The sequence below is a fragment of the Micromonospora sp. CNZ295 genome (genome assembly GCF_004217535.1).
In genome coordinates this window covers 5,071,462-5,084,780 of the sequence record NZ_SHKZ01000001.1, presented here as the reverse complement: position 1 = coordinate 5,084,780, position 13,319 = coordinate 5,071,462, and the positions used below count along the sequence as shown (strand labels likewise).

General features: G+C 67.2%; 10 protein-coding genes and 1 pseudogene. 8 read left to right on the top strand and 3 right to left on the bottom strand.

What is annotated here, in order from left to right; genetic code table 11:
* Positions 1 to 83: 83 nt before the first annotated feature.
* From EV376_RS31035 to EV376_RS23720, 4 genes and pseudogenes are all read left to right on the top strand, one after another.
* Positions 84 to 713 (top strand): annotated as a pseudogene (locus EV376_RS31035) (exo-alpha-sialidase); the annotation flags it as partial.
* Positions 596 to 1,420 carry an exo-alpha-sialidase gene (locus EV376_RS31030; RefSeq protein ID WP_486482774.1) on the top strand — a complete coding sequence of 275 codons (825 nt, stop codon included), beginning with the start codon at positions 596 to 598 and terminating at the stop codon, positions 1,418 to 1,420. The pseudogene EV376_RS31035 and the gene EV376_RS31030, both read left to right, overlap by 118 nt.
* Positions 1,421 to 1,542: 122 nt before the next feature.
* Positions 1,543 to 4,752, top strand: a complete 3,210-nt coding sequence (locus tag EV376_RS23725) for a LamG-like jellyroll fold domain-containing protein (RefSeq protein WP_130326702.1) — start codon at positions 1,543 to 1,545, stop codon at positions 4,750 to 4,752.
* A gap of 66 nt (positions 4,753 to 4,818) precedes the next feature.
* Complete coding sequence (locus EV376_RS23720; protein ID WP_130326700.1) at positions 4,819 to 5,745, top strand: SGNH/GDSL hydrolase family protein; 927 nt, start codon at positions 4,819 to 4,821, stop codon at positions 5,743 to 5,745.
* A 270-nt stretch (positions 5,746 to 6,015) separates the two neighbouring features.
* Here the strand turns inward: EV376_RS23720 and EV376_RS23715 are convergent, their stop codons facing one another.
* From EV376_RS23715 to EV376_RS23695, 3 genes are all read right to left on the bottom strand, one after another.
* On the bottom strand, positions 6,016 to 6,597 hold the full coding sequence (locus tag EV376_RS23715) for a dihydrofolate reductase family protein (RefSeq protein ID WP_130326698.1): 582 nt from the start codon (positions 6,595 to 6,597) through the stop codon (positions 6,016 to 6,018).
* 308 nt (positions 6,598 to 6,905) lie between these two features.
* The gene (locus EV376_RS23705; RefSeq protein ID WP_130326696.1) at positions 6,906 to 7,385 is read right to left on the bottom strand and encodes a hypothetical protein; all 480 of its coding nucleotides are present in this window, start codon (positions 7,383 to 7,385) and stop codon (positions 6,906 to 6,908) included.
* A gap of 604 nt (positions 7,386 to 7,989) precedes the next feature.
* On the bottom strand, positions 7,990 to 8,244 hold the full coding sequence (locus EV376_RS23695) for a hypothetical protein (protein WP_130326694.1): 255 nt from the start codon (positions 8,242 to 8,244) through the stop codon (positions 7,990 to 7,992).
* 71 nt (positions 8,245 to 8,315) lie between these two features.
* Between EV376_RS23695 and EV376_RS23690 the strand changes: the two genes are divergently transcribed.
* From EV376_RS23690 to EV376_RS23675, 4 genes are all read left to right on the top strand, one after another.
* Positions 8,316 to 9,068 (top strand): GntR family transcriptional regulator, encoded by a 753-nt coding sequence (locus EV376_RS23690; RefSeq protein WP_165438086.1) that lies wholly within the window; start codon positions 8,316 to 8,318, stop codon positions 9,066 to 9,068.
* Positions 9,065 to 10,819, top strand: a complete 1,755-nt coding sequence (locus tag EV376_RS23685) for an ABC transporter permease (protein WP_130326691.1) — start codon at positions 9,065 to 9,067, stop codon at positions 10,817 to 10,819. Before EV376_RS23690 ends, EV376_RS23685 begins: the two co-directional genes overlap by 4 nt.
* Before the next feature lie 233 nt (positions 10,820 to 11,052).
* A complete protein-coding gene (locus EV376_RS23680; protein WP_165438085.1) occupies positions 11,053 to 12,153 on the top strand; it encodes an extracellular solute-binding protein in 1,101 nt (366 codons plus the stop codon).
* Entirely contained in the window at positions 12,150 to 13,319 is a 1,170-nt protein-coding gene (locus tag EV376_RS23675) for an ABC transporter ATP-binding protein (RefSeq protein ID WP_130326687.1), read from the top strand. Before EV376_RS23680 ends, EV376_RS23675 begins: the two co-directional genes overlap by 4 nt.

The window sequence follows — 13,319 nt, the reverse complement described above, 5'->3', positions numbered from 1 at the left end:
CCGAGGCTCCTCATCGAAGCCGTTGACATCGAGGTGAGCCGCTGGCAATCTACTGTTAACAGTAGACGGTTAACGGAGGCGAGATGCCGGGCATCTCCTCTTTGGACGGCTTCTTCACACGTCGACGTCGCGCCTCAGCCGGTCGGCACAGCGATCGCATGGCGCCGATACGCGCGCCGCCTTGTGCGTGCTCAAATCCCCCACCCGTACAGCACATCCGAGCCAGAGGAGACTTGATGTTCGCGCATCTGACCATGCTGCGCCGAGTGCTTGTTCCCGGCCTTGCCGCGGTGCTGGCCGTACCGGTAGCAGGAGCCGCCCGCGCCGCAGAGCCCCCCGGACAGAGCGATGTCTTCCGTGCCTATGCCTGCCGCCAGGACATTCACCCGCAGGACCCGGACTACCCGGGCGTACATGTCGCGTCGCTCGAGAAGGCACCCGACGGCGACCTTCTCTACTCCTTCTACGCCGGCACCCGAGAGGGCGCTGACGACGTTGCGACCTACCTGAGCCGACTCGCGGTGGGGTCCAAGACGTGGACCGAGCCGCGCGTGATCTTCGACGAACCCGGCCAGCCGGACGGCAACGCCGTGCTGTGGGCCGACAGCGGCACCACGTACCTGTTCTTCTCCACCATCCGTGGAGGTGGCTGGACAGAGGCGGATCTTCGTCTGATCCGCTCCGAGGACAACGGCCGTACCTGGAGTGCGCCCGACAGATCCGCGAGCAGTGGGGCTGGCTCTTCGGCACCCGACCCTTCCGAATGTCCAACGGCGAGGTCCTGGTTCCCATCTACAGCGAGACGCGCTGGTCCGCCGGCTGGTACATCCCCAGCGACAACTACACGACGTGGGTTCCCCATCCGTCAGACGACGACGCGGACTGGCCCCGCTCGCCGAACGGGGCCATCCAGCCGGCAACCGTGGAGCTCGAACCCGGTCATCTTCTGGCGTACCTCCGTACCCGTGACCGGGGCATCTACATGACCGAATCGTTCGACTACGGCCGGACGTGGACGGCTGCCGAACCGACTGGACTGCCCAACAACAACTCCCGGGTAGCCCTGACCCAGCTCGCCAACGGCAATCTTGTCCTCGCCTACAACCCGATCACGTCGGGTCGCAACATCCTGCGGCTGTCACTCTCGACCGACCAGGGCGAGACATGGACGAGCCACGTGGATGTCGAATCCGAGCCGGGCGCCGAGTTCTCGTATCCCTACCTGTTGCAGACCGGCGACGGCATGATCCACCTCGCGTACACGCACCGCCGCCAGTCCATGCGGCACCTCGTCTTCAACGAGGAGTTCGTGCGGGCCGGGTCTGACCTGCCATCCGACCCCCGCACGGTTCCCGTCGAGTTCCGGCATGGAGCGCTGCACCAACCGGCTGCATGCCACTACGTGAACACTCCACGCTGACCACTGATGCCTGGCCGGTGCGGGTGGATCGACGATGCCGATCGCCACGCCCGTACCGGCCAGGGTTGGTCACGAACCCGCCGAGATTGAGATCAACGTCGGCCGCTGGTCGAAGGAGACGCATGCTCAGGTACCGACCACGAAAAGCACTCCTCGGCGCGCTGTCCTGCGCGCTACTGACGCCCCCCGCTGTTGTCGCCCTCGCACCGCAACCGGCGGCCGCGGCGCAGGAGATCGTGCTGCCGCCGCCTCCGCCTGCTCTTGAGCGGCTGAAATACAACAACCCCGACCTGACTGTCGACCTCGGCGTCGGCCTGTGGGCCTGGCCGCTTCCGATGGACGTCGACGGTGACGGGACGAACGACCTGCTCGTCAACTCACCGGACGCGCCCTTCAACGGGGTCTGGTACTTCCGGAACACCGGCAGCAACAGCAAGCCGCTGTTCGCCGAGCCGGTGCGGCTGAGCGAAGGCAAGCAGAACAGCCACATCTCGCACGTTGACGGCAAGGTCTACGTGACCACCCCGGGCCGGCTGTATCCCAACGTCAAGGAGACCGGACTCACCGGCGGTGAGGCGATCCCGTTCGACGGTGTCGTGCACGAGCCTGACGTGCCCGGCGGTAGCCTGCGCGGAGTCCAGTGGCACATGGTGGACTACAACGGCAACGGTGCGCTGGACATCGTGGTCGGCGTCGGCGACTGGAGCGAGTACGGGTCGCTGGCGGAGGCGGCCGATGCCTGGAACGACAAGGGGGAGTGGACGAACGGGCCGCTCCACGGCTACGTCTACCTGATCGAGAACCGGGGCACGACCGAACAGCCGGTGTACGCCGACCCGGTCAAGATCGAAGCGGTTGGTAAGCCGATCGACGTCTACGGTGCCCCCACCCCCGTGGTCGCCGATTTCACCGGTGACCGTGACCTCGACATCATCACCGGCGAATTCCTGGACACTCCGCTGTTCTTCGACAACGTGGGATCCCGTACCGCTCCCGAGTACGCGGCGGGCCGGCCGATCCCGCTGGAGGGCGGGGGAACGCTGGCGATGGACCTTCAGATGATCGTCGTCACCGCGATGGACTGGACCAAGGACGGTCACGTCGACCTGGTGATCGGAGAGGAGGACGGGCGGGTCTCTCTGGTGGAGAACACCGGCACCCTGCGCGACGGTCTGCCGGTGTTCAAGAAGCCGGCGTACTTCCAGCAGAAGGCCGAGTACGTCAAGGTCGGCGCCCTGTCGACGCCGAGCGCGGTGGACTGGGACGGCGACGGGCGACAGGACCTCATCGTCGGCGACACGGCCGGTCGGCTGAGCTTCGTCAAGAACCTGGGCGGCGACGGCGACACCCCCACCTGGGCCGCTCCCCAGCGCTTGAGTGCCGACGGCAAGGAGATCCGGCACCAGGCCGGCTTCAACGGATCGATCCAGGGACCGTCCGAGGCCAAGTGGGGTTACACGGCGCCGGTAGTGGCGGACTGGAACCATGACGGCCTGCCCGACATCGTCGTGAACGACATCTGGGGCAAGGTCACCTGGTACGAGAACGTCGGCACCCGCACCAGCCCTCAACTGGCCGCCCGGCAGCCGGTCGAGGTCGCGTGGGACGGCCCCGCGCCGAAGCCGAAATGGAACTGGTGGAACCCGGCCGGCACCGAGCTGGTCACCCAGTGGCGGACCACACCGTTCGTTGTCGACCTCAACAAGGACGGCCTCACCGACCTGGTGATGCTCGACCACGACGGGTACCTCGCGTACTTCGAGCGCACCGAGACCGACGGCAAGCTGATCCTGCTGCCCGGCAAGCGGATCTTCATCGGTGAGCAGGGCTCCTCGAAGTTCAACCGCAACGGCGTACCGCAGGCTAGTGCCGCTGGCCCCTTGCAGATGAACCAGGAGATCAACGGTGGCAGCGGCCGGCGGAAGTTCACCATGCTCGACTGGACCGGCGACGGCAGGTTGGACATCATCGGGAACGGGGATGTCAACGTTCGCCTGCTGGAGAACGTGGGCACCGGCAACGAGTGGCGGTTCCGGGACGCCGGTGCTGTCTCCAACGGCCGACTTGTCGGCCACGACACCGCCCCCACCGCCGTGAACTGGGACGGCCGCAAGGAGCCGGCGCTGCTCATCAGCGCCGAGGACGGGCACCTCTACTACCAGCGGTGGAACTACGGAGCCACGCTGCCGGAACGCAGGCCCCAGCCGCAGGGCGACCTCGCCGACCTCGTCGGATCATGGGACCTCAACGAGGGGACGGGCCACGTCGCCACCGACGACTCGGGTTACGGTAACCACGGCACCGTGGACGGGGCGGCCTGGACGCCCGGCCACACCGGCAGCGGCCTGACCTTCGATGCGTTCAACGACTACGTCGACCTCAGCTACACCGTCGGGCCCCACCTTCATGGGGCGTCCGGAATCACGTTCAGCGCCTGGGTCAACCCCCACTCGATGCAGAATGGCGCGCAGCGGCTGTTCGGCACGCGGATCAACGGTGGCACCGCCGGCTTCGAGGTCACCTTCGAAAACTCCAACGGCCAGGCACGGATCGCGGTGGCCGGCCGCAGCCGGGCCCCCGGCGACTCCTATCGAAAGCTGGTTTTCGACGCCGCGACCATCCGACCACGGCAATGGCACCACGTCGCTGCCATGCTGGACTTCGAACACAACACCGTCCGGCTCTACGTCGACGGCGTCGAACGCGCCGACGTCAGCGACTCCGGACACCGGTTCAGTAGCGACCGATACGGGTTCGGCCGGCCCACCCAACCGGACTCGATCGGCCGCAGCCCCGACGGGAGCAGCTACTTCCGCGGCAGCATCGACGACGTGCGGATCCACCGGGTGGCACTCGGCCAACGCGAGATCCTGCTCGACGTACTCACCGCCGAGGTCAAGCGGTACATCGCAGCCGGCAGCATCAAGCACCAGATGCGAGACCCGCTGACGGATCATCTGTCGGCGGCCCGGGGGCACCTGGCGAACGGACGGTACGGGCAAGCACGTGAGCAGCTGGAGGGGACCAGGAACCTGCTCGCGGGCGTACCAGGCGAGAAGTTCGTCGACGCGGACGTCCGCTCGCGCCTTCTCTCCCTCATCCGTGAGTACCTGCTGCGCGCCGATCCTCCAACGGCCACGGCCGCACCCTGCCCGCCCGAGCCAACCGACGATTCGTGGGTCAGCACCTGGCAGACCGCGCTGTCGGCACCCCGTCTCGCCAACAGCGTTGCAAAGGAAGGGTTCGCCGACCAGACGCTGCGCATGGTCATGCGAACGACAGCCGGAGGCTGCAGCCTACGGGTGCGGTTGTCGAACGAGTTCGGCAACTAGGACGTCACCTTCAACCGAGTCACCGTTGGGCTGCATGCCGGTGGTGGGCGGCTCGTCCCGGGAACCGTGCACGAACTGCGCTTCGCCGGCAAGGAGTCGATCACCGCGGCCCCGGGATCCGAGGTGGTGTCCGACCGCGTGCCGCTGGCGACCGGTGAGCGGCAGGAACTCGCGGTGAGCGTCTACGTCGCCGGGCCGACCGGCCAGGCCACCACGCACAACCTCGCGCGCGAGACCGGCTTCGTGTCGGGCGGCGACCACACGGCCGACCTGGAGGCGGACGCCCTGCGGCCGGTCTCGAAGTCGTGGATGTTCGTCTCCGGCGTCGAGGTGAAGAACGTCGCCGATCGTGGATCCATCGTCGCGGTGGGCGACTCCCTCACCGACGGGCTGGGATCCACGGTCGGCGCCGAAAAGACCTGGCCCGACCAGCTGGCGGACCGGTTGCTGCAGCCACCGGGCAGCGGCGGCGTGTCGGTCGTCAACAATGGCATAGCGGCCGGGCGACTGTTGCGGGACGCGCCCCCCTCCGAGCCGGATCCGCAGTCACTGCCTGGTGGGCTGGCTCGTCTGGACCGTGACCTCGCCGGTGACGACGTCTCCGCCGTGATCCTCTACCTGGGCATCAACGACATCATCCAGTCCCGGCAGCTTCCTGATCAGGCCGTCACCGCCGCCGATCTGATAGAGGGCTACCGCGACTACATCCGACGGTCGCACGCGCACGGTGTACAGGTCGTCGGCGCCACGCTGACGCCGTACGGAAGCTCCCGGAACTGGACGGCCGCTGGCGAGGCGATCCGGCAGGAGGTGAACCAGTGGATCCGTACCAGTGGCGAGTTCGACGCGGTCGTGGACTTCGACGCCGCGGTACGGGACCCGAACGACCCGGTACGCATCGACCGGCGCTATGACTATCGCGACGGCCTGCACTTCAACGACGCCGGCTACCTGGCCATGGCGGAGGCCATCGACCTCAACAACCTGCACTGACGATCCGGACTCCGCTGGCGTCCCACCCTGTGCAATGCCGCATAGGGTGGGACGCCGTTCCGTTGCGCGCGGCTTTGGCTGCCGATGCAGGGAGGCAGAAACGTCGCCGCCCGCCAGCCAGTGATCTTGAGTTGAACTTGCCGCAGGTGAGGTGCTGGGGCGGATCGGCGTCGGCCGCCCGACCAGGGACAGCGATGCGCAAACGCGGTCGGAGGCCCGATCTTGTGTCAGCGTTCGAAGTGGACTTCTTCGCGTACCCGCTCAGATCGGTCAACGGCGCACCTGATAGCGCAGGTGAAGCACCCGGTTGCCCTGAATCGCCACATCAGGATCCTCCAACAGGTGCTGCGCGTCGACCGACCCGAAGTAGCGCTTGCCGGACCCGAACACGACGGGTACGACGTCCATGCGCACCTCGTCAACCAGGCCCGCGGCAAGCACCTGGCCGCCGACGTCGCCAGCGGCGACCTCGACCATGCGGTCACCCGCAAGCTCCTGCGCCTTGGCCACGGCTGCCTCGACACCGTCGACGAAGTGAAACGGCGCCTCGGGGTCCCAGCCCTCGGGTTCCGGCCGGTGCGTCACGACGACCACATGGTCGACTCCGCCGGGAGGCTTCCCGTCCCAGCCGTCCGTCATGTCGAAGACGTGGCGGCCGACGATTGTCGCCCCGATCTGGTCCCAGTACGCCCGGGTGTAGTCGTAGGACGTCTGCGACACCGTCAGCTCGCCGCTCTCGTCCAACGGGACGTCGCCGTTGGACAACCAGTCGAACAGCGGTCCGGGCTGGTCATTCTCGTCCGCGACGAAGCCGTCCACCGACACCGAGCTGTACATGACCACCGTGCCCACGGGGCTCTCCTCTGCTTGGGGTTGCCCCGAAAGTAGCGTGTCCTGAGCGGTCGCTCTTGTACGAAATCAATCGGCCGGCAGCGGCCAGCTGTCCAGCACGTGGCCGGGATGTTCGCGCAGGAACCGCCGCCGGACTTCGACGTACCGGGTCGGCGTAAGCGAGGCAGCAAGAAATGCAGCCCGAGCATCGAGGCGGGCTAGGCCCGAGCGTCAAGCGACGGTGGCCGGCACGTGCTCGTTGTCGCAGGTCGCCACCGGGCGACAGCCTGAGTCCGCATCCCTCCGGCAGCGTCGTCCATTCCCGCGTTCTATTGCTGGTTCTGTCCCGCGAGGTAGGGCGCCATGTAGCGGATCATCGGCCCGTTTGGGTCGCGGTAATCGATGATGATGTCCGAGTCGCCGGTTGCCCGTGAGCACGGCTCGCCGGATTCCTGGTGGCTGACGTCGCTGCCCCGCGGCACTCCGGCAATCACGCTGATCTTCACCGGTCGGGAACCACGGTCGGCTTCGGTATCCGGGCCGCTCGCTATCACCACATTGGTTGAACCGCTCTCCAGCCGATCCGGTGGCACACTCCTGGCGTCTTCCGGGCTCGGCGTCACGGGCAGGCAGCGGCAGGCGCGGCCGCGGGCGTGCAGCGCTTGTGCCAGGTAGTCGACCAGGGCGAGGTGCGAGTTGGGGCAGGCCACGGCGACCCGTAGGTCTTTGCCGACTGACGCCTCCACGATCGCGTCGGCTGTCGACGCCAGCATTGCCCGCTCACGGGCGATTGCGGCAAGATCAGGCACGACCAGGCCTCCACGCAGCGTTGGCTTCACGTAGGTACAGGCGTGATCAACCCGGGTGCTTGTTACATCGTTCCCCGGTGAGCCCGACGTTTAGGCCATCACGAACGGGCTCTAAGTCGCCGTGGTGGCCGCGCCGACCGTCGTGACCAGCTGGCGCTCGGCTTGCATGCGGTACGAGCACGGCCAGTAGGCCTGGCAGTCTCGACACCGGCGAGGGTCGTCATCACACTGCCGGACCGTGCCGGGTCAGGATCGCGTGCACGGTCGAGGCGGGTATTCCGAGCTCATAGGCATGACATCTCGCGCCACCAGCCGGCGGGGGAGTGCCGTGGCCCTGCTCCCGCCACCGGCTTGCGGTGTCGGCGCGCAGCAGACGATCTACCGTCTCCATGGTTTCGGGCTCCGAGTCGAACTCTCAGCACAGCACCTTTCCGAACTCCGTATCCCCGGCCCTGAGCCGTCGTCTTCCTGCGCGTTTCGCGGATCAGCCACACGTCGCGCCCGGTCAGGCGTCCCCAGATGCCGCCCTGCCCCGCCGTACCACCTCCTGCACGCAGAGATCGTGCATACGTTCGACGCTGCGGAGATGGACGGGCCGCGGCAGTTACTCGTCGTGCCGTCCGCCGATGAGGTCGTTCGTTCCTGCCTGGCCGCGATCGCGCTCGCGCTCGATGGGGCGACCCTGCTTGACGGCCACCGCGACCTGCGCCGCCTCGACCCGGTCCAGAACGCCACTGCCGGCAGCGCCACGACCCTGGTCGCTCGACCACGCCCGCGCCGACGGACGCGGCCACGGCTGGCCGTTGGCCTGCGCCTGGTGTCGGGCTGGCAACGCTTGCGGGATCGGCCAGGAGTGCATCGTCGGGACCCCTTGACCCGTGTATGAGATCCGATATACCGTACTCCGCACGCCGGATACGAAGGAGTTCGATGCGCCATCTCAAGCCACTCCAGACGAAGCCCGAGAGCCTGACGCAGATGGTTTACGACTCCATCCGGGAGGCGATCATCAGCAAGGCTCTGGAACCGGGCACCCCGGTCTCGGAGGCGGGCCTGTCCCGCGACCTGCAGGTCAGCAAGACGCCGGTCAGAGAAGCTCTGCTCCGCCTTCAGGTCGTCGGGCTGATCGAGTCCGACGGTGGACGAGGCGCGCGCGTGGTGAGCCCCTCACGCGAGATCATTGAGCAGGCCTACGAGGTGCGAGCCGTGCTGGAGGCTGGCGCCGCGCGCGTCGCTGCGCAGCGCGCTACCGAAGAACAGCGTCGAGAGATGCTGGAGGCTGCCGTCAACTCACGCGACGCAGCGGTCGGCGGCGACGTCGACGGGTTCCGCCACTGGGACGGTGTCTTCCACCTGATGGTGGCTGAGGGCACGCAGAACCCCAGGCTCGTCACCCTGGTGGAGAACGCGCTCAGCCTGACCAGCGTGCTCCGTCAGCGCGACGCGCCGGCCAAGTCCGACGCCAGCCGCTGCGGTGAACAGCACATCGCGATCGCCACGGCGATCCTGGAAGGACGTGGCACCGATGCCGCCGAGGCCGCTGCCGCCCACGCGCTCGACGTGCAGCACATAGTCATGCAGTCGATCGCGGCCCGCCTGGCGGCGGAAGGCGCCGACGCCGCACCCGGTCAGCGGCGACCGGTACCGCCGCCACCGCTGCCCAGGGCTGGAAGCGACCTATGAGCGCGCAGTCCGTGCAGGACCGCCCACGCCTCGAGCAGGTTGTGGAGGAGCGGCGGGTGCCGGCTCGCCGTGGTCTGCGGATCGCCCCAGCCCAACTCGTCTGGCTCGCGGTTGCCCTGATCCTGGTCGTGCTGGTCATCCTGCCCATCGGGGCCATGGTGTGGCGGGCGGTCACCGACGACGCAGGTAACCTCACCTGGGACAACTTCGCGGAGGTGCTGGCGAGCTCGCGACTGCGTCAGGCCGTTCTGAACACCATTCTGGTGGCCACCGCAACGGCCGTCGGCAGCGTACTGATCGCCACCCCGCTCGCGTTCGGGGTGGCCCGGACCAACATGCGTTTCAAGTCGCTGGTACGGGTCTCGGTGATCGTCTCGTTCATCAGCCCGCCGTTCCTGATCGCACTGTCCTACATCCTGATCGGCGGCCCCAACGCCGGGTACGTCAACGTGCTCCTACGCGCAGTGTTCGGTCTCGACCAAGAGTTCGGCCCGTTCAACATCTACTCGCTGTACGGCTTCGTGTTCCTGGCCCTTCCGGGCACGGTAGCGCTCGTCTTCTTGACGCTCGTCCCGACCTTCAGCAGCATGGACCCCGCGCTGGAGGAAGCCAGCCGGGTGACGGGGGGAACGTCCGCCCAGACGATCTGGCGGATCACCTTGCCGATGATGCGGCCCGCCATCCTGTCCGGTGCCCTGTTGTCGTTCAGCGTGGCTCTTGCGATGTTCGGCACGCCATACATCCTCGGGATCGACGTCCTGACCACCAGCATCCGACAGGCGATCCTGGTCAACTTCGACTTCGCGCTCGCCGCCACACTCTCGGTGATCATCAGCTTGCTGTCGATGGCGATGCTGTTCTGCTACCGGTACACCACGCGACTGACGAAACGCTTCGAGACGATCCGCGGCAAGGGTTACCGTCCGACGCCGATTCAAATGGGCTTCGGTCGCCACGTCCTGAGCGCGCTCGGCCTCACCTACGTTCTCCTCGCGGCGCTGCTGCCCTATGTCCTGCTGTTCATCATCTCCTTCCTCAAGTCCCCGACCCGCGGGCTCACTGCCGACAACCTGACGCTGGACAACTACCGGTTCGTGGTGGCTGCGCCGATCGTGCGGGAGGGGTTCGCCAACAGCCTCCTCCTCGCGGGCGTCACCGCCACCGTCGTCGCCATCCTCGCGATAGCCACCGCCTATATCGTGACGAAGACGCGGGTGCCCGGGCGCGGGCTCCTGGACTACATCGCCATCGCACCGATCGGCATCGCCGGCACAGCATTCGCGATCGGCATGATGGTCGCCTACCTGTTCACACCCGCCAAGGAGCTGCGGCTCTACGGAACCATTTGGATTCTGCTGCTCGCCTACGCCGGCAGGTACATCACCTACGGCGTTCGATCCGTACAGGTTTCCCTCGTCCAGGTGTCCGGCGAGCTGGAGGAGGCCGCTCGCGTCTCCGGTGCCTCGCAACTGCGGGCCCTGGCCAGCATCACGGTCCCGCTGGTGCGCCAGGGAATCGCCTACGCATGGATCCTCGTCTTCATCCAGACGTTCCCGGAGCTCAGCACTTCAATCCTGCTCCGGGCACCGGGCAGCGAGGTAGCCGCCACCGCGCTGCTCAACCTGTGGGACGGACCGAACGGCCTGCCCCGGGCCTCCGCGGTCGCAATCTTGATCTTCGCGGCGGTCATGACGTTGGTCGCGCTCGCGCAGCGCATCGGCGGTCGCCCCATCGCGTCGATGGACTCCTGAGCCAGACACGGCGGCAGACCCTCGGCGGGCGCCACCACCGGCACCCCAACCGCACCACAAGATCCCGCCCACGATCCACCGACGCAGATGCCTCTGCCGTCCCTTCGGATCCGGCCGCATCGGCTCGGTCATCGCCCACTGAGCTAACCACGGCGGGGGAGACCAGCCGCCCACTGCACGCCGCCCCCTCGATCCACATCCGTCGAAAACCCGCTCTGGGAAAGGACTGCACCATGAACCGTGAACGGAACAACCCAGGCACCCACTCAATTGCACGTCGCCGGCCGAGGATCGCAGCTGTACTCGCCATCGCCTTGACGGCGAGCACGCTCGCCGCCTGCGGCGGCTCGTCCGATGCCGGCACGCGGAAGCCGGGGGACCCGGTAACACTCACGATCTACTCGGGTATCTCCAGCGAGGGCATGAACCCGATCGTCGCAGCATTCAAGAAGCACTACGGCGAGGGCCTCACCCTGAACGTCGTGTCGCAGACAGCCGGCGAGATCGCGGCCACCCTGCAACTGGAGGCGGCTGCCGGACAGGTGCGAGCCGACGTCATCATCGGCAACCACACCACAGCCATCGAGCAGCAGGAGAAGTTCCACCTCTTCGAGACGTTCCAGCCGCCCGAGCTCGATGACCCAGCCATCGTCCGCGACGTCCGCGACCCCACCGGCGGTGGGTACGCCATCCCGGCTGCCGTGCAGGCGTACCTCATTCAGTACAACTCCAAGCTCGTCAAGCCTGACGAGGTGCCGGACAGCTGGACGGATCTGCTCGACGACCGGTGGAAGAACAAGATTGCGATCGGTGACCCGACCCAGAGCGGCGGTGCGCACGCCCCGCTGTGGTTCCTCACCGAGTACCTGAAAAACAAGGCCGGCAGCCCGCCCTATGGCTGGGACTACTACGCACGCCTGGCCGAGCTCGACGCGCTGCTGGCGTCCAGCCAGGGCCCGATCAACGACCTGGTGCTGTCCGGTGAACGCCAGATCGGAATCCAGGCGGCGAACCTCGCCTTCGAGGCCGCCCAAGACGGCGGTGTGGCATTGCCTGTCGTGCCGGCCGAGGGCGCGCCGTCGTTCGTCACCGTCGTCAGCGTCGTCAAGGACAGCAAGGCCAAGGACGTCGCCGAGGAGTTCGCCCGGTGGTCCCTGACCGCCGATGGACAGAAGGCGTTCGTTGAGGGCTACGGCGGCCAGCCGGTGCGGACGGACGTTGAGGCCCCCTACAAGCTCGACATCGCCGCGGGCCTTGTCCCGGTCGACGGCACCTGGGTCAGCAAGAACCGCGAGGCAAACCAGAACAAGTTCCGCGAGGTGATGGGCCAGTGAGACCCCTCGAGCTCGTACACGGTACTCGACCAGCTCCGGACAAGACCTCGCCAGACAGTTCTGCCCTGCCGCCCAAGCTCACGATCGAGTCCGTCTACAAGCGATTCGGGAACGTCGCGGCGGTCAAGGGGATCAGCCTGTCGCTCGCCCCCGGCCAGCTCCTTGCGCTGTTGGGACCCAGCGGATGCGGCAAGACAACGACACTTCGAATGGTGGCGGGCCTCGACACGCCGACCGAGGGCCTCATCACAATCGATGGGAACGTGGTCGCAGACGGCCGACGCAGCGTGGAACCGGAGCGACGCAAGCTGGGCATGGTGTTCCAGAGCTACGCCCTGTGGCCGCACATGACCGTCTTCGACAACGTCGCCTACGGACTGCGTCGGGCGCGCCTGGACAAGCACCTCGTCGGCCCGCGCGTGCGCGAGGTGCTGGAGCTGGTCGGGATGGTGGACTTTGCCTCCCGACCAGCAACCGACCTCAGCGGCGGACAGCAGCAGCGTGTCGCCGTCGCGCGAGCTCTGGCTACCCATCCGACGCTGCTGCTGTTCGACGAGCCGCTCAGCAACCTCGACGCGGTCCTGCGCGAGTCCATGCGGTTCGAGATCCGCGCCATGCAGCAGCGACTGGGAATCGCCGGCATCTACGTCACCCACTCGCAGGAGGAGGCGCTGGCCATCGCCGACGTCGTCGCCGTGATGCGCGACGGGGCGATCGAACAGATGGGCGAACCCGAGGAGCTGTACACCCGGCCGCGCACCCAGTTCGTCGCGCGCTTCGTCGGGCTGGCGAACATCCTGCCGTGCACCCTGGTCGAGTTGCGCGACCGGCCTGTGGTGCGGCTGGCGAACGGGCAGACCGTGGAAGTCGCCACGACTGACCGCAACCGTGAGCGGCTGCGGACCGGACCGAGGTCCGAATTGCACCTGGCGATCCGACCAGAGAACCTGGCGGTCAAGTCTGCCGACTACGCAGGCGCGGGCCTGCGCATGGTCGGTGAGATCACCGCGACGACGTACGCCGGCAACGTCATCGACTACTTCGTACGCGTCGACGGCGAATCGGAGCCGGTGCGCGTCCAGGACCGCCCACCACGGGTCGCCCAGGTCGGTGAGCGCGTCAGCATCGTCTGTGACCCGTCGGCCTGCATCCTCCTCGAGGACTGA